Origin of the sequence: Methylocapsa aurea (assembly GCF_000746085.1) — a bacterium.
Taxonomy (GTDB): Bacteria; Pseudomonadota; Alphaproteobacteria; order Rhizobiales; family Beijerinckiaceae; genus Methylocapsa; species Methylocapsa aurea.
In genome coordinates this window covers 112,185-128,535 of record NZ_JQKO01000004.1, presented here as the reverse complement: position 1 = coordinate 128,535, position 16,351 = coordinate 112,185, and the positions used below count along the sequence as shown (strand labels likewise).

Below are 16,351 nucleotides of genomic sequence, written 5' to 3'. Positions count from 1 at the left end.
AAATAATTCGGCGCTCGTGGCGGCGCGCCTGTGGCGCTTCCACCCAACGCGCCGGATATCCGCGGCCGGGGCGCGGCCGCCCGTCGATGCGGCGCAGGGATCCGCATGAGCGCACCGAGTTTCTTTTGGCGCGGCGAGAAACTCACGCTCGCCGATGTTGTCGCCATTACGGGCGTCAGGGTGGCGCCCGGAGCCGATCTATCCATTCTGGTCGACTGCGCCGCGCCGCTTGAGGATGCGCGGCCCGGAGAACTCGCGTGTTTCGATCCTCCAAAAAATTGCGGTCTCCCGGAGACGACGCGCGCCTCCGCCTGTTTCGTTAGGGCGCGCCACGCGGTTCGCCTTCCAAGAGAGACTTTGGCGCTGGTGACGGAAGAGCCCGCGCAGGCTTTCGCGGATGTCTTGGCGCGGATTTATCCGGCGGCGATGCGGCCAGGATCCTTGTTCGCCGCCGCTGGCGTCAATCCAGGCGCCTCAATTCATCCCGAGGCGCGGCTCGAACCAGGCGTGATCGTCGATCCTGGCGTCGTCATTGGGCCGCGCGCGGAAATTGGAGCCGGCTCGATCATTGCGGCCAATAGCGTTATCGGCCCTGGCGTCCGAATTGGCCGTGATTGCTCCGTCGGCGCGCAAGTCACGATCGCGCATGCGCTGATCGGCAATCGGGTCACCCTTCACCCGGGCGCGCGGGTCGGCCAAGCGGGCCTGGAGCCCTCCAGCCTCGGCTATTGGAATAACCCGCTCGGACCTCCGGACGCTCCGCGGATCGGCCGCGTCATCATTCAAGACGATGTCGAGATTGGAGCCAATTCCGCGATCGATCGCGGCGCCCTGGGCGACACGGTCATCGGGGAAGCGGCGAGACTCGGCAATCTGGTGCAGATCGGTCCTGCTGTGATGGTCGGGCGCAAGTGCGTGATTGGCGCGCAGGTCAGCATCGCCAGCGGGACAAGGCTCGGCGATTTCGTCGCCGTGGATAGGCAGGCGGGAATTGCAGCGCATTTGCAGATCGGCGCGGGCGCGCGAATCTTCGCCCAGTCGGGCGTGATCTCGGACGCGCCGGAGCGCGCGCGTCTTGGCGGCGCCCCGGCGCGGCCGCTGCGGGTCTGGCTCCGCGCGCTGGCGAAACTCGGCTGGCGGCCACGGGCGGGACGGCCTGCCGGCGCTGGCCGCGATTGAGCAATTTCCAATCCGTTGAAAACATGCGACAGAATTTTAGCGACGCCGGAGCGAACCGCGGCCGCGCCGCGCACAATTGCGGCGGCGAAGAAAAAGAGGGGAAATGCAGCAAGATGAACGAGGCGGCGCCGACCACGATTGAATCGTTTGATATTCTGCGGATATTGAAATCCTTGCCGCACCGTTATCCATTCCTGATGGTCGATCGCGTGATCGAGGCGCGGGGCGACGAATTCGGCATCGGGATCAAGAATGTCAGCATCAATGAACCGCAATTCCAGGGGCATTTTCCGGACCGTCCCGTCATGCCCGGCGTGCTGTTGATCGAGGGCATGGCCCAGACCGCCGGTGTCCTCTGCGTCAATGCGCTTTCCAGCGGGAAGGGGGCGCCTCTCGTCTATTTCATGAGCATCGACAAGGCCAAGTTCCGCAAGCCGGTCACGCCAGGCGATCGGGTCGAGTTCCATATGACCAAAACCAACCGGCGCCGCAGCATGTGGTGGTATTCCGGGCTCGCCTTCGTTGAGGGGGCGTTGGTCTGCGAGGCCGAAATCGCCGCAATGCTGGTCGAGGATGGTCCCGCAAAGGTCTGAGGTCATCGAGCGCGGCTGTGGCGTTTGACTAGAGCGCTTTCCGATCGAATGGAGTCATTCGATCGATCAGAAATCGCTCCAGTGTTAAAGAGGCTGAGCAAATTCTCATCGAACAGATTGAACCAATCTGTTCGGAATATGCTCTAAGGCGCCAAGGCGAGGCGAGCGAAAAGTCGCGGGCATGCTCTCCAACTTGAGGGACGTCTAAACAGCCGAGGCTGCTTCCCGCGCCTTGCCAGCTTGGTCGGATGGCAGCATGATGGGGGCGCTTCTATAAGCGCCTGCCGCGCCAACACTGCATGCGCGCGCAGTCTTGGCGCCACAGCGGCGCACGATCGCCGGACAGGATTGCAGGGGGCTGGAAAAGATGACCAAGGCCGTCCGCGTTCACGAGGTTGGTGGACCCGAGGTTATGCGGATCGAAGAGATCGAACTGGGGTCCCCTGGGCGCGGCGAGGTCTTGGTGCGCAACCATGCCATCGGCGTCAATTTCATCGACGTCTATTTTCGCAGCGGCGTCTATGCCGCTCCATCGCTTCCCTTCACCCCCGGCAATGAAGCGGCCGGCGAGGTGATCGCGCTTGGCAAGGGCGTCAAGGATGTCAAGGTCGGCGACAGGGTGGCCTATGCCGAGCGATTGGGCGCCTATGCCGAGGCCAGGGTGATCGGCGCGGATCGTCTCGTCAAATTGCCGAAGAGCATTTCCTTTGAAACCGCGGCGGCGATGATGCTGAAAGGCCTTACCGCGCAATATTTGCTGCGCCGGACCTTCAAGGTGAAGCCGGGCGATACGATTCTCGTGCACGCGGCGGCCGGCGGCGTCGGCCTCATCCTCTGCCAATGGGCGAGGGCGCTCGGAGCAACAGTGATCGGCACGGTCGGCTCGCCGGAAAAAGCCAAGCTCGCCAAAAAGGCCGGCGCCAAGCACACAATACTCTATCGCGAGGAGGATTTCGCCGCGCGCGTCAAGGAGATCACCAAGGGCCAGCTCTGCGACGTCGTCTATGACGGGGTCGGCAAGGCGACCTTTCCAGCCTCGCTCGATTGCATCCGGCCGCTTGGGATGTTTGTCAGCTTTGGCTCGGCCTCCGGTCAGATCGAGGCTTTTAACCTGGGCCTGCTGTCGTCCAAGGGCTCGCTTTTCGCCACGCGGCCTTCGCTCCACACTTATGCCGAGAAACGCGAGGATCTCAAAAAAATGGCGCGAGACCTGTTTCGCGCGGTCTCGAGCGGCGCCGTCGAAATTCCGTTGCGCGCCGCGTTTCCGCTGGATGAGGTCGTGAATGTCCATCGCGCCCTGGAGGGCCGGGAGACGACTGGCGCGACAGTGCTAATTCCCTGATTCTGTTCTGGGGACTCACGCGCGACCCGAAGAAGCGCCCACTCCTCCCTGCGGCGGAGAAATCAGGGTAGACTCCGCCTTATGGAATGGCGGGACGAAGGCCTCATCATCGGCGTGAAGAAATATGGCGAGACGAGTGTCATCGTCGAGGCGATGACCCGCGCCCACGGGCGCCATCTTGGTCTTGTCAGGGGCGGCCGGTCGCGCCGGATGCAGCCTTTTCTGCAAGCAGGGAATAATGCCGAGCTGGTCTGGCGCGCGCGGCTCGACGAGCAGCTTGGAACCTTTGCGGTCGAGCCGACCAAATTGCGCGCCGCCCGGCTGATGGCGAGCGCGGAGGCCCTTCATGGGCTGGGTCTCGTCGCCGCCTTGCTGCGCCTTGTCGCGGAGCGCGATCCGCACCCCGCGCTGTTCGAGACGGCGGTGCGAATCGCCGATCATATCGACGATGCCAACGAGCTGCCGCCGCTTCTCGTGCGGTTCGAAGTCGAAGTTTTGGCGGAAACCGGGTTTGGCCTCGATCTCGCGCGCTGCGCGGCGACGGGAGCCGCAACCGATCTCGCCTATGTGTCGCCGAAATCCGGGCGCGCGGTCTCATTGTCGGCGGGCGAGCCCTATCGGAGCCGGCTTCTGCCGCTTCCGGCCTTTCTGCGCGATGAAATCCCAATGCAAAGCCCGCCGCCGGACGACATCCGGGACGGGTTCCGGCTAACGGAGTTTTTCCTGATGCGCGATCTGTTCGGCCCGCGCGGGCAAGGCTTGCCGCAGGCGCGAGGCGCTTATCTGGCGGAACTCGCCAAGCGCTGTTTCTGGGGAGCCTGACCCCAAAAAGCTTTTGATGTCATGCGTTAATACAACGCGATAGAGAGCATGTCGAAAGACATGCTCCAAAGCGCCTGAGCCTACTTGATCTTGGTCTCTTTGAACTCGACGTGCTTGCGCACGACCGGATCATATTTCTTGAACGCCAGCTTTTCCGTCTTGGTCCGGGCGTTCTTCTTGGTCACATAGAAATAGCCCGTGTCCGCCGTGGACAGGAGCTTGATCTTGATCATTGCGGCCTTGGCCATCTCATTCGTCCTTCAGATGCGGCGCAAGGCTCGCAGCCCGAGCCCATGGCTCGAGGATAATCGGGAAAGCCGCGACCATAGTGATCGCGCCTCGCTTGTCAAGAAATCGCGCGCGGACTTCGCCACAAGACTACGCCGAGATAGAGCGTTAGCAGCGCGGCGATGCCGTAGAAAAAGCCGTTCGGCCCGAAAATATCCATCCCCAAGCCCATGGCCGGCGGGCCGGCGAGCATGCCGAGCGAGTAGAGCATGATGAAGGCGGCATTGGCGCTGGCGAGGTCGGCGCCGTGATAGCGCGATCCGAGATGGGCGAGGGCGACCGCGTAGAGGCTGCCGACGATCCCGCCCCAGACGATGAGCAGGCCGCAGAATAAGAGAAACCCGTCGGTTTGGACAAAAGCCAGGGCGAGCGCGCCAAAAATGCCAAGCAGCGCGATGGATATCAATAATTTGCGCCGGTCCATCAGGTCCGAAATAAAGCCGACCGGGAGCTGAAAGAGAACATTGCCCAGGGCGAACAGAGCGACGAGCATGGCCCCGATCTCTGCGGTCCGGCCGGCGCGCAGCGCATAGACGGGAAGCAGGCCCATGCTGGCCGTCTCGATCGCGCCATGCGCCAAGCCGGCGAGGGTGGCGACGGGCGCGCCAAGGAGAAAGCCGAGCACCGGAACCGAGGGCGCGCGCTTGATTTCAGGCTCGGCGCCGCTGCCCAGAATAATCGGCAGGGCCGCTGCGGCGAAAAGCGCGATGGCGGCGATGAACGGCGCGGCGCTCGCGGTCCCGACGAGGGTCAGGATCAAGGGCCCGACGCCAAAGCCCAAGGCGACGCTCGCCGCATAAATCCCGATGACGAAGCCGCGCCGGTTGGGCGGCGCTATCGCATTGATCCAATATTCGCTGACGACGAAAAGCGCGGTCAGCGCGGCGCCGAAGACGGCGCGAATTGCGAGCCAGGCCCAGTAGTCGTCGGTCAGGGCCATGGCGGCGAGACTGAGGCCGCAGACCAGGAGCGCCAGGAAAAGCAGCCGCTTGACCCCAACCAGCCGGGCCCAGGCCGGAACGAAGGCGGCCCCGACCAGGGTCGCGAGGCCCGCCGCGGCCGGGTTCAGCCCGATCGCCCGCGCGCTGTAACCTTGTTCCCCGAGGCGCACCGCAATCAGCGCCATCGTCAGGGACAGCCCGACGCCGACAATCGAAACGGTCGTGATGGCGCAAGCCAGCGCAGGAACGAGGCCGGGGGCCGTTCCTTTCTTCCCGCGGCCGACATCGATCAAGTCTCGCCGCGCCAGAGTTGGCTCCTTTTCGAAAACCAATCCGATCACGCGCCCCGGCTGTCGCCGATCGCCGTCGGACTGCCCTCGAAGCCATGCATGCGCAATGCCCATTGATGGGCGATCAGGCCGCCTTTCAGAATCGGCAGCAGCCAGAGCGACAGCATGAGCGTGAGCGTCGGCCAAACCAGAGCGTGGGCCCAGATCGGGGCGTCCGGCCAATAGGTCTCGGTCAGCAGCATGAGCGAGCCGACGATATGGCCGACGACGAAGATCGTTAGATAAGGGGGGGCGTCATCGGCGCGGTGATGGTGCAATTCCTCGCCGCATTGTGGGCAGGCGTCATTGACCTTGAGATAGCCGCGAAACATTCGTCCCTCGCCGCAGGCGGGACAATGGCGGCGCAGGCCGCGCGCGATGGAGCGCCCTATATCGCGCTTGGGCAGGTCGTCAATCCGGCCTTTGGGTTCGAATACTGTCACATTAGCAGGCGCGGGCATGAGGGCATCCTTCGTCGGCGCAGTCGGCCGGTGGCGCATTTAAGGCATTTTCGAGCGTCGTGGACAGCGGTTCGCGTCAAAGGAACGTGCGTCTCGATCTATTTTTTTGAAGGTCGGCCACCAGATAAGCCCGAACGGCGCGATCCGACATTGGACCCTATGTCGCGGCGCGGCGAGCGGGCGGCGCTTTTGCCTTTTCGCGGCGGCGCCTCGCTCACAAGCTCGAAGCGGAGCGCTCCAGCCAGCGGCGCGGCCTCCACGAGCTTGACTGTTACAATGTCGCCGAGGCGATGGATCTGCCCCGTCCTCGACCCGATCAGCGCATGCAGCGCGGGGTCATGGCGGAAATAGTCGTCGCCGAGCATGGAGGCGGGGATGAAGCCATCGGCGCCGGTGTCGTTCAGCCGGACGAACAGCCCGGCCCGGGTCGCCCCGGAAATCCTGCCCTCGAAACTGGCGCCGATCTTGTCGGCGAGATGGGCCGCGATCAGACGTTCGACGGTCTCGCGTTCGGCCGCCATGGCGCGACGCTCGGCGGCCGAGATTCGCGCCGCGATCTCGGCGAGCTCCTCAATCGCGCCGCCTTGATCTTGGGCCTCCAGCCCATCCTGGCCAAGATGCAGGGCCGAAATCAGGGCGCGATGAACGATGAGGTCGGCGTAGCGGCGAATTGGCGAGGTGAAATGGGCGTAGCGGCGCAGATTGAGGCCGAAATGGCCGTAGTTCTGGACCACATATTCGGCCTGGGCCTGTGTGCGCAGCACGACTTCATTGACGAGATGTTCATTGTCTGTGTCCTTGACGCGGGCGAGAATCCCGTTGAATTGCTCGGGCCGCAAGACCTGGCCGTTGGCGAGCTTGATTCCGATCGAGGCGAGAAACTCGGCCAGATTATTGAGCTTTTCGATCGAAGGCTCGTCATGGGCGCGATAGATGAAATGCTGGCGGTGCGCCTCGAGCGTTTCGGCGGCCGCGACATTGGCGAGGATCATGAATTCCTCGATCAGCCGATGCGCATCGAGCCGGGCGGGGATGATGACGCGGTCGACTGCGCCCTCCGCGTTGAGGATGATCTTGCGCTCGGGAAGATCGAGATCGAGCGGGCCGCGTTTTTCGCGCGCGATTTTCAGCGCGGCATAGGCCTCGTACAAGGGAATAAGGACGCTCTCCAGCAGCGGCCCGGTCGTCGCGTCGGGCATGGCGTCGATTGCCGCCTGCGCCTGCGGATAGGAGAGCTTGGCCGCCGAGCGCATCACGATGCGATGGAACTCATGGCCGAGCTTGCGCCCGTCGGCGGCGATGACGATGCGCGCGGCTAGGGCGGGGCGGTCTTCGTTCGGACGCAGGGAGCAAAGATCGTTGGAGATTTTCTCCGGCAGCATCGGCACGACCCGGTCGGGGAAATAGACCGAATTGCCGCGCTCGAGCGCCTCGCGATCGAGCGACGCGCCGGGCCGGACATAGGCCGCGACATCGGCGATGGCGACGCGAAGGATGAAACCCCCGGGATTTTCAGGATCGGCGTCGCGTTCGGCATGGACCGCGTCGTCATGGTCCTTGGCGTCGGCCGGGTCGATGGTGAGAAGCGCGATGTCGCGCCAATCCTCGCGGCGATCCATGCTCAAAGCCCCGGCGCGATTGGCCTCGGCTATCGTCTCGGGCGAAAATACGTTCGGGATCTGATGGGTGTGGATGGCGATGAGGCTCACCGCTTTTTCACTGTCGAAGGCGCCGAGCCTTTCGCGCACGCGGGCGGCGGGAAGGCCGAAGCGGCCGGAGCGCAAAATCTCGACCGCGACGAGATCGCCCTCGCGCGCGTCGCCCTCATTGCCGGGGCCGACCTCCAGTTCGCCGCGATTGACGTTTTTCTTATCGATTGGCTGGATGCGGCCACCGCCCTCCGGCGCGCTGCGGAAAATTCCCAGGACCTGCGATCGCGCCCGCGGCAAAAGCTTGACGACGCGCCCGCTATAGGCCGGTTCGCCCGGTTTCGCCTCGGCCAGGAGTTCCACGCGCACCAAAGCGCGATCGCCGACGCCGGGCGTTGGCGCGCCGGGCCTTTGCCGGCGCGGGACCGAGACCGCGATTTTGGGCGCCGGTCCTTGCTCCACCGCATCCCATTCGACCGGCGCGGCGAGGAGATCGCCATCGCGGTCGCGGCTGAAAATATCGGCCAGAACCACCGCCGGCAGCGCGCCGGGCCTGTGCAGGCTCTTGCGCCGCCGCTCGATCGCGCCTTCCGCCTCGAGCTCTTTCAACATGCGTTTGAGCGGAATCCGATCGGACCCTTTGATGGCGAAGGCGCGGGCGATTTCGCGCTTGCCGATCTTGGCGGGCGTTTTGTCTCCGGCGGCTTCGCGCTCGCGGGCGATGAAGGCGATAATTTCGTCGCGCGAAGGAAGCGGTCGATCCGCCGTGCTCGCGGCGCCCTCTTGCGCGCTGCTGTCTTGGCCCGGCTTGCTGGCGCCGGAAGGTTTCCTCACGCTTGTTTGGCCTTTTTCGGTTTAGCCGTCGCCGGCTTTTTCCCCGCGGCGGCTTTCTTCACAGCGGATTTGCCGCCAGCCGGCATTGTCTTGATCGTTGACGTGGGCTCGAACGGCGGCGCTTCATCGTCGTCGATGGGCTCCGGCTTCGCCTTGGTCTTGACAGCTGCCTTGGCTTTGGTCGCCGGGGCTTTCTTGGGCGCAGCTTTCTTCTTGGCGCCGCCGCCGGCGGCCTCCTTATCCTCGATCAGGCGGATCGCCTCTTCAAGGCTGATGGTTTCGGGCGAACTGCCGTTTTTCAAGGTCGCGTTGATTTTCCCATAATTGACATAGGCGCCAAACCGTCCCGCGCGCACCGTGATCGGGCCGCCGGACGGATGTTCGCCAAGGAGGCGGCCTTGGATCGAACCGCCGCCGCCAGAGGCCTTCGCGGCGAGCAGCGCCAAGCCTTCCTCGAGCGTTAATGTGGTGGGATCGGCCTCGCGCGGCAAGGTCGCGTTGATCTTGCCGTGATTGACATAGGGGCCGAACCGTCCGGCCTTGATCGTGACGGGGCCGCCCGATGGATGGTCCCCGAGAACCCGCGCGGCGGCGCTTTCGGCGGCGCCGAACCGCCGTCCCGTCAGGCCGCTCTCCTTGGCGACGATGAGATCGATCGCGCGATTGGCGCCGATCCCAAGAATATCCTCGTCCTTGCCAATATTCGCATAGGTCTTGCCGTGCTGGACATAGGGACCGTAGCGGCCGATTCCGGCCAGGATCGGCTCCTTCGTCTCGGGATGCTTGGCGACCTCGCGCGGCAGCGACAATAGGCCGAGCGCCTGGTCGAGGGTCAACTCAGCCGGGCTCAAGGTCTTCGGCAAGGAACAGCGCTTGGGCTTGTCGCCCTCGCCTTGCTGCACATAGGCGCCGAAACGGCCATCGCGCAGGGAAATTTCCTCTCCCGTTTGCGGGTCCTCGCCCAAAACCTTGACCCCCGGACGATCGCCCTCCGAAACATCGGTAGCCTCGGTATTGGCCAGAGTGCGGGTGAATTTGCATTCGGGATAATTGGAGCAGCCGATGAAGGCGCCGAATTTTCCGAGTTTCAGCGAGAGCTGGCCGCCGCCGCAGGACGGACAGGCGCGCGGGTTGGAGCCATCCTCCTTCGCCGGGAAAATATGCGGGCCCAGGAGTTCGTTCAGACTGTCCAGCACCTCCGTCGTGCGCAAATCCTTGGTTCCGGCGAGCGCGCCGGAAAAATCGGTCCAGAACTCGCGCAAAACCTCTTTCCAGTCGATCTCGTGGTTCGAGACGCGGTCGAGCTTTTGTTCAAGATCGGCGGTGAAATCATAGCCGACGTAGCGGGTGAAAAAGCTCTCCAGAAAGGCGGTGACGAGGCGGCCCTTGTCCTCTGGAAAAAGCCGCTTCTTGTCGAGGCGGACATAGTCGCGCTCCCGCAGCACCGCGAGCGTCGAGGCGTAGGTCGAAGGCCGGCCGATGCCGAGCTCCTCCATCCGCTTGACCAGCGTCGCCTCGGTGAAGCGCGGCGGCGGCTCGGTGAAATGCTGCGCCGCGTCGATCCGCTCCTTTTCGAGGATCTCGTCCTTGGCCATTTCCGGCAGGCGTCCGCCCTCCTCGTCCTCCTCGTCGTCGCGGCCTTCCTGATAGAGTTTCAAGAAGCCGTCGAAGCGAATGACTTGACCAGTGGCGCGAAGATCGAGCTTGCGGTCGCCTGCCTGCGCCAGAATGTCGACCGTGGTGCGCTCCAGCTCGGCCGATTCCATCTGGCTTGCGATGGTGCGTTTCCAGATGAGCTCGTAAAGCCGCGCCTGATCCGGCTCTAACGCGCGTAAGACATGCTTTGGCAGGCGGGTCAGGTCGGTCGGGCGGATTGCTTCATGCGCTTCCTGCGCGTTCTTTGCTTTCACCGTATATTTGCGCGGCGCCTTGGGGACATAGGCGGCACCGAATTCCTGGCCGATGACGCTGCGCGCGCTGGCGATGGCCTCCGGCGCGAGATCGACGCCATCGGTCCGCATATAGGTGATGAGGCCGACTGTCTCGCCGTCGATCTCGGCGCCCTCATAGAGGCGCTGGGCGAGCTGCATCGTCCGCGCCGGCGCGAAGCCGAGCTTGCGCGAGGCCTCCTGCTGCAAGGTTGAGGTCGTGAACGGCGCCCAGGGATGGCGTTTGGCCGGCTTCGCCTCGATGCTCGCCACCGAGAATTTGGCCGCATCGAGAGCCGCCTTGAAGGATTCGGCCTCCGCGCCGGTTCCAATGTCGAGGCGGGCGATCTTGGCGCCGTCGGCGCCGACCAGCCGGGCGATGAAGGGCGCCCCGGCGCTCGTCTTCAGATGCGCCGCGATCGACCAATATTCGCGGGTGACGAATTGCTCGATCTCGAGCTCCCGATCGCAGACAAGGCGCAAGGCGACCGATTGCACGCGGCCGGCCGAGCGCGCGCCGGGCAATTTGCGCCACAGCACCGGCGACAGATTGAAGCCGACAAGATAGTCCAGCGCCCGGCGGGCGAGATAGGCGTCGACCAAAGCGGCGTCGATCTCGCGCGGATTTTTCATCGCTTCGAGGATCGCGGATTTGGTGATGGCGTTGAAGACGACGCGCTGCACAAGCTTGTCCTTGAGGACGCGCTTGGCCTTCAGGACTTCGAGAACGTGCCAGGAAATCGCCTCGCCTTCGCGGTCGGGGTCGGTCGCCAGAATGACGCTGTCGGCGTCCTTGACGGCCTTTGCGATGTCGGACAGGCGCTTGGCGGATTTGGAGTCGACATCCCAGAGCATGGCGAAGTCGGCGTCGGGATCGACCGAGCCGTCCTTGGCCGGCAAATCGCGGACGTGGCCGTAGGAAGCATAAACTTCATAGCCCTTGCCAAGATATTTATTGATGGTCTTGGCCTTCGCCGGCGACTCGACGATGACGACATTCATTGACAGCGGTCCTCATTATGCGCTTGGCCGGACGAAAGGGTCCGAGGCCTTCAACTCGACTGTCCAGAACAGCCGCGGCTTGGCTGGCCGGAGGTGAGCCGGGCGGACCGCCATTGCGGTTTCCGGGCGGGAAGATGGGGGAGGGCGGGGCCTTAGTCAAATCGGGCGGGGCCTGCGCCGCCGCGGGAGCAATGGCTCAGCGCGGCGGGTTTTTCATCAAACCGGGGATTATCAAGCAGCGGTGACGGACTTATATGCCAAAGCGGAGTCGTGAGCCTATCTCCAATCAATAATAATAATCAATTGTTTACAGTTCGAGGCTCGCTATTCTGTTATAAAATGCGTCTATTGGCATAACCGGCAAGCGGAGAGTGGCACATCATGCAATTGCACAAGACCCAGAATGATTTGCGATCGAACGCCAAGTCTGCCTCGATCGATCTCTTGAACGCGCGCGTGGCCGACGCCATCGACTTGGCGCTGCTGACGAAGCAGGCGCATTGGAATTTGAAGGGCATCCAATTCATCGCCGTCCATGAAATGCTCGATCTGTTCCGCAAGGAATTGGATGCGCATGTCGACACCATGGCCGAACGGATCGTGCAACTTGGGGGAACCGCTCTCGGAACGACGCAGACGGTCGCCGGCAAGACATCGCTCGAGCCATATCCGACGGATATCTATAAGATCACGGACCATATCCATGCGCTGATCGCGCGCTATGGCAAAACCGCGAATGCGGTTCGCGCCGGAATCGACGCGAGTTCGGAAGCAGGCGACGCGGACACGGCGGATATATTGACCGGATTTTCCCGGGCGCTCGATAAGTCGCTTTGGTTCCTGGAAGCTCATATCCAGGAGCCGGCCTGAACGATTCGCCAAGCCTTTAGCATTCCGGCTTGTCACTTTGGTCCGAAACCCGTCAGCGGGTTTCGGAGATATTGGGAATTGGACCCGCTATTTGCGCGGGACGCGAAGGCTCTGGAATGTATTTCCGGCAGCGGCGCCTTCGGCGCGCAGATCGAACGCAACATTTGGCCCAAGATCCTCGGCGATAAAATCGAATGAACCGTGGCCGTTGCCGCTCGCGTCGGTTTTAATGCTGCCGAGCTTATGGTGGCACTTCAGAGCAAAGTCATAGGTCGTGTTGGGAGTGGTTCCCCCCACGAGTCGGACGACAATTTCGGTGGCGCCATTCGAGCGCCGGAAGACGGTCGCCGAGCCGCCGGTGACCGATGCATCGGTGATGGCGACGTCATCATTGGTGCAATTGGCGTTGTCTTGACGAACCAGCGGAACGGTGAGCGCTTTTTTTGTTCCAAGCGGCAATTCGTTCGGGCAGACCGTGCTGTCTTTTGCCGAAATCACATAGGAAAAGGCGTGATCGCCCTCGCGATGGGTGCTTTCGACGCTGCCTATGACGGCGTTGGCGGGAGCGCTGTCGGCTCCTGTCAGGGCGGCGTGATCATTGTACCAGCAGATCAGCGGCTTGTCCTCGGCGAATGCGGAGCCCGCATTCAGCAAGAGCGCGGCGCCCAAAAAAATTTTCTTCATGGCTTCCCACATCCGACTAGAAGAGTTTTCTTAAATTTCACGCGCCGGTCATAGCACGCCAAGAATCGCTTGGGTATCGCCGCGAAAGGAGCGCGTCCTTTCGCCGATATCCTCAAACCGGGGCCAAAGCGGCCGGATGAATGTGAAAATCTTGTGCGCGAACGGGGGTAAGCGCGACAAACTCCTGTGACGGAGCTTTTTTGGTCGTATAGAACACAGCCCATGTGCAGCCCGGCTCGAGAGCTCAAATTTCCGCACCGGCACTTGCTCGGGATCGAGGGGCTTTCGCCCGTGGACATCGCCATTCTGCTCGATCTTTCGGAAGCGGCGATCGAGGTATCGCGCCAGGTCGAAAAAAAGCGCTCGACCCTGCGCGGCAGAACCCTGATCAATCTCTTTTTCGAGGCCTCGACCCGGACGCAATCCTCCTTTGAGCTCGCTGGCAAGCGCCTTGGCGCCGATGTCATGAACATGTCGGTCGCCACGTCGAGCGTCAAAAAGGGCGAGACGCTGATCGATACGGCGATGACCCTGAACGCCATGCGTCCGGACATCATCGTCGTGCGCCACGCCCAGGCCGGCGCCGTGCATCTGCTGGCCAAGAAGGTCGATTGCTCGGTCGTCAACGCCGGCGACGGCGCGCATGAACATCCAACCCAAGCGCTGCTCGACGCGCTGACCATCCGGCGCAACAAAGGCGCGATCTCCGGGCTCGTCGTCGCGATCTGCGGCGATATCCTGCATTCGCGGGTCGCCCGCTCCAATATCTTGCTTTTGTCGGCGCTTGGAGCGCGGGTCCGGGCGGTCGGCCCCTCGACGCTGCTGCCCGCCGGGATCGAGCGGATGGGGGTCGAGGTGTTCCGCGACATGCAGGCGGGGCTGGAGGGCGCCGACATCGTCATGATGCTGCGCTTGCAGCGCGAGCGCATGCAAGGCGGATTCATTCCCTCGCCCAGGGAGTATTTTCGGTTTTTCGGCCTTGATGAGGCCAAGCTCAAACTAGCCAAGCCTGACGCTCTGGTCATGCATCCCGGGCCGATGAACCGCGGCGTCGAGATCGATTCCAGCGTCGCCGACGGCTCTCAAAGCCGCATTCGCGAACAGGTTGAGATGGGAGTCGCGGTGCGCATGGCCGTGCTCGAGGCCCTCGCGCAGCATTTGCCCAATGGTTGAACGCGGAGCGGCTTTGAGGTGAAGGTTCAATCGTCGCCCTCCATCGCGCATCAGCCGCTGGCCCTTGTCCATGCGAATCTGATCGATCCGGCCGCCTCTGAACGGATCGACGGCGGGGTTCTCATCGTCGACGGCCTGATCCGCGGCATCGGTCCTTCGGTCGCCGCGCCGAATTTGCCCGCCCATGCGCGGATCATCGATTGCGCCGGCGATTGCGTGGCGCCTGGCCTCATCGACATGCGCGCCTTCGTTGGCGAACCTGGGGCCGAACATCGCGAGACGATCGCCACCGCGACGGCGGCGGCGGCGGCGGGCGGCGTCACGACGATTCTTTGCCGTCCCGACACCAATCCCCCGGTCGACGACGCGGCGGTGGTCGATTTCCTGCTGCGCCGGGCCAGGGACACCGGCCGCGTGCGGGTGATCCCCTCGGCGGCCTTGACGCAAGGGCTGCGCGGCGTGGAAATCGCCGAAATCGGCCTGCTGCAACAGGCCGGCGCCGTGGCCTTCACCGATGGCGCGCATTCGATCCGCAATGCGCAGGTCATGCGCCGCGCGATGGTTTACGCGCGGGACTTTGACGCGCTCATTATTCACTATGCCGAGGATCGCGATCTCGCGGCCGAAGGGGTGATGAACGAGGGTGAGTTCGCCTCGCGCCTCGGCCTTGCGGGAATCCCGCGCGAGGCCGAGGCGATCATCCTCGACCGCGACATTCGCCTCGTGAACCTCACCGGCGCTCGATACCACGCCGCGCTCGTCACATCCGCCTTATCCCTGGACATTATCTCCAAAGCCAAGGATGCCGGACTGCCGGTGACTTGCGCCGTCTCGATCAATCATCTCACCCTCAATGAGAGCGATATTGGCGATTATCGCACCTTCTTGAAGCTCGCGCCGCCGCTCCGCCATGAAGATGAGCGCCGCGCCTTGGTCGCCGGCCTGGCGTCCGGGCTGATCGACGTCATCGTGTCGGATCATGATCCGCAGGATGTCGAAACCAAGCGTCTGCCCTTCGCCGAAGCTGAGTATGGCGCGATCGGCCTGGAGACCATGCTTTCGGCGGCCTTGCGGCTCGTCAATTCGGGCGAAATCTCGCTGCGGCGCCTGATCGCCGCCATGACCCTGCGGCCCGCCGAGATTTTGGGCCTGCCGCAAGGCCGGCTTGCGATCGGCGCCCCCGCTGATTTGATTCGCTTCGATCCTTCGGAGCCCTATGTCGTCGATCCTTTGAAGCTCCGTTCGCGCTGCAAGAATACGCCCTTCGATGACGCGCGCATGGAGGGCAGGGTGAAACTCACCCTGGTCGCGGGAGAGATCGTGTTCGAGATGGAGTGATCCTGTCCATGGAGTCCAGAGCTGCTTTCAGATCAGATGGAATCAGAAAGCAGCTCTAGCCCTTTGTTTTATCGCATTTTCTTTACGCGAATCGGTTTCCGCTTCGCTCGAAAATGCTCTAGAGCCGGATGACTTTGGACAGAATCGCAACGCGATCTCGTACAAAGTCTGAATCCGCCTCTTAATCTAGGAGTTAGAGCATGATGTCGTCCGAAAACCGGTTTCCACTTTTCGGCATCATGCTCTAGGATCAGCCGTCGCGGTTGGGAGTGCCGAGAACATGGACGTTCGGCGCCAGCATCACATTGTCGAATTGCTGGGTGAACATCGCCGCCGCGAAGAAAGCGACCGCCCGCAACGTCTCGTCGCCGGTATTGACGAGGTCGTGCCGCACCGGCGTCTGGAGGACGAATACGGTTCCCGGCTTGACCGCGTGAACGCTGCCGTCCTCCATGCGCAATTCGCCGGTCCCGGCAAGGATATATTGCGTTTCCTCGGTGGCGTCGGTGTGCCAGCCAAGCCGCTGGCCGGGCTCGATCTCGTAGACGATGGTCGAGGACTGGGTCGCGCCATGTCCGCCATAGGCGGCGAAAGCGCCGGCCCAATGGACTGTCGGGTCGTCCATTCCCCCAACCTTCGAGCGGGGAAGATCGCCGGTCGCAACGATAAACACTGAGTCCAAGGCCGCCTCCTGATGATGGGTCGCCCCGGTCTCGGGAAGATTCCAGGCATGGCGGCCCGTTGCGGCGCCCACGCATTTTCTAAGCGAAGCAGCTATTGGTTCGCATTAAGAAAATGCGACAAGGCTAACGAGTTGGGCCAGCTTTCCCTGTCCCTTTGATCTGAATGCACTCTAGCCGCATCTGAACGCTAACGTTATCCGTCAGCAGCGTCAACGGGCGTCTCAAAAGGCGGCAG

14 protein-coding genes are annotated in these 16,351 nt (G+C 63.0%); 7 read left to right on the top strand and 7 right to left on the bottom strand.

The genetic code is table 11. The annotated features are described in order from the left end of the window. Positions 1-105 precede the first annotated feature (105 nt). The 4 genes from lpxD to recO all read left to right on the top strand — a co-directional run bounded on the left by lpxD (position 106) and on the right by recO (position 3,936). Positions 106-1,179 carry a UDP-3-O-(3-hydroxymyristoyl)glucosamine N-acyltransferase gene (gene lpxD / locus DL86_RS03690; RefSeq protein WP_051952617.1) on the top strand — a complete coding sequence of 358 codons (1,074 nt, stop codon included), beginning with the start codon at positions 106-108 and terminating at the stop codon, positions 1,177-1,179. A gap of 113 nt (positions 1,180-1,292) precedes the next feature. Then, positions 1,293-1,772: a 3-hydroxyacyl-ACP dehydratase FabZ gene (gene fabZ / locus DL86_RS03685; protein ID WP_036258585.1), complete on the top strand. Its 480-nt coding sequence runs from the start codon at positions 1,293-1,295 to the stop codon at positions 1,770-1,772. A 367-nt stretch (positions 1,773-2,139) separates the two neighbouring features. Then, the gene (locus DL86_RS03680; RefSeq protein ID WP_036258309.1) at positions 2,140-3,114 is read left to right on the top strand and encodes a quinone oxidoreductase family protein; all 975 of its coding nucleotides are present in this window, start codon (positions 2,140-2,142) and stop codon (positions 3,112-3,114) included. Between the two features lie 81 nt (positions 3,115-3,195). Continuing rightward, entirely contained in the window at positions 3,196-3,936 is a 741-nt protein-coding gene (gene recO, locus DL86_RS03675) for a DNA repair protein RecO (RefSeq protein WP_036258307.1), read from the top strand. An 80-nt stretch (positions 3,937-4,016) separates the two neighbouring features. Here the strand turns inward: recO and rpmG are convergent, their stop codons facing one another. The 5 genes from rpmG to topA all read right to left on the bottom strand — a co-directional run bounded on the left by rpmG (position 4,017) and on the right by topA (position 11,368). Continuing rightward, positions 4,017-4,184, bottom strand: a complete 168-nt coding sequence (gene rpmG / locus DL86_RS03670) for a 50S ribosomal protein L33 (RefSeq protein ID WP_034990859.1) — start codon at positions 4,182-4,184, stop codon at positions 4,017-4,019. 98 nt (positions 4,185-4,282) lie between these two features. Further along, on the bottom strand, positions 4,283-5,506 hold the full coding sequence (locus DL86_RS03665; protein WP_245276215.1) for an MFS transporter: 1,224 nt from the start codon (positions 5,504-5,506) through the stop codon (positions 4,283-4,285). Then, a complete protein-coding gene (locus DL86_RS03660; protein WP_051952674.1) occupies positions 5,503-5,955 on the bottom strand; it encodes a DUF983 domain-containing protein in 453 nt (150 codons plus the stop codon). The genes DL86_RS03665 and DL86_RS03660 overlap by 4 nt, the downstream gene beginning before the upstream one ends. Positions 5,956-6,053: 98 nt before the next feature. Next, positions 6,054-8,438 carry a ribonuclease R gene (gene rnr, locus DL86_RS03655; RefSeq protein ID WP_084572679.1) on the bottom strand — a complete coding sequence of 795 codons (2,385 nt, stop codon included), beginning with the start codon at positions 8,436-8,438 and terminating at the stop codon, positions 6,054-6,056. Then, positions 8,435-11,368, bottom strand: coding sequence for a type I DNA topoisomerase (gene topA, locus DL86_RS03650; protein ID WP_036258305.1), 2,934 nt, complete (start codon positions 11,366-11,368; stop codon positions 8,435-8,437). The genes rnr and topA overlap by 4 nt, the downstream gene beginning before the upstream one ends. A gap of 381 nt (positions 11,369-11,749) precedes the next feature. On the opposite strand from topA, the gene dps reads away from it, so the two are divergent. Continuing rightward, on the top strand, positions 11,750-12,238 hold the full coding sequence (gene dps, locus DL86_RS03645; RefSeq protein WP_036258304.1) for a DNA starvation/stationary phase protection protein Dps: 489 nt from the start codon (positions 11,750-11,752) through the stop codon (positions 12,236-12,238). 87 nt (positions 12,239-12,325) lie between these two features. On the opposite strand, the gene DL86_RS18565 is transcribed toward dps, so the two are convergent. Beyond that, positions 12,326-12,922: a hypothetical protein gene (locus DL86_RS18565; protein WP_156964461.1), complete on the bottom strand. Its 597-nt coding sequence runs from the start codon at positions 12,920-12,922 to the stop codon at positions 12,326-12,328. 222 nt (positions 12,923-13,144) lie between these two features. Here DL86_RS18565 and DL86_RS03635 point away from each other — a divergent pair, with 222 nt between their 5' ends. Together DL86_RS03635 and pyrC are read left to right on the top strand one after the other, a co-directional pair. Continuing rightward, positions 13,145-14,095, top strand: coding sequence for an aspartate carbamoyltransferase catalytic subunit (locus DL86_RS03635; protein ID WP_036258303.1), 951 nt, complete (start codon positions 13,145-13,147; stop codon positions 14,093-14,095). 18 nt (positions 14,096-14,113) lie between these two features. Continuing rightward, the gene (gene pyrC / locus DL86_RS03630; RefSeq protein ID WP_036258302.1) at positions 14,114-15,433 is read left to right on the top strand and encodes a dihydroorotase; all 1,320 of its coding nucleotides are present in this window, start codon (positions 14,114-14,116) and stop codon (positions 15,431-15,433) included. 250 nt (positions 15,434-15,683) lie between these two features. On the opposite strand, the gene DL86_RS03625 is transcribed toward pyrC, so the two are convergent. Then, positions 15,684-16,187, bottom strand: coding sequence for a cupin domain-containing protein (locus tag DL86_RS03625; RefSeq protein ID WP_245276214.1), 504 nt, complete (start codon positions 16,185-16,187; stop codon positions 15,684-15,686). Between the last annotated feature and the right edge of the window lie 164 nt (positions 16,188-16,351).

What these genes read in the sequence shown, in the direction of transcription:
- lpxD (WP_051952617.1), top strand. Translation starts at nt 106, where the DNA reads ATGAGCGCACCGAGTTTCTTTTGGCGCGGCGAGAAACTCACGCTCGCC.
- fabZ (WP_036258585.1), top strand. Translation starts at nt 1,293, where the DNA reads ATGAACGAGGCGGCGCCGACCACGATTGAATCGTTTGATATTCTGCGG.
- DL86_RS03680 (WP_036258309.1), top strand. Translation starts at nt 2,140, where the DNA reads ATGACCAAGGCCGTCCGCGTTCACGAGGTTGGTGGACCCGAGGTTATG.
- recO (WP_036258307.1), top strand. Translation starts at nt 3,196, where the DNA reads ATGGAATGGCGGGACGAAGGCCTCATCATCGGCGTGAAGAAATATGGC.
- rpmG (WP_034990859.1), bottom strand. Translation starts at nt 4,184, where the DNA reads ATGGCCAAGGCCGCAATGATCAAGATCAAGCTCCTGTCCACGGCGGAC.
- DL86_RS03660 (WP_051952674.1), bottom strand. Translation starts at nt 5,955, where the DNA reads ATGCCCGCGCCTGCTAATGTGACAGTATTCGAACCCAAAGGCCGGATT.
- topA (WP_036258305.1), bottom strand. Translation starts at nt 11,368, where the DNA reads ATGAATGTCGTCATCGTCGAGTCGCCGGCGAAGGCCAAGACCATCAAT.
- dps (WP_036258304.1), top strand. Translation starts at nt 11,750, where the DNA reads ATGCAATTGCACAAGACCCAGAATGATTTGCGATCGAACGCCAAGTCT.
- DL86_RS18565 (WP_156964461.1), bottom strand. Translation starts at nt 12,922, where the DNA reads ATGAAGAAAATTTTTTTGGGCGCCGCGCTCTTGCTGAATGCGGGCTCC.
- DL86_RS03635 (WP_036258303.1), top strand. Translation starts at nt 13,145, where the DNA reads ATGTGCAGCCCGGCTCGAGAGCTCAAATTTCCGCACCGGCACTTGCTC.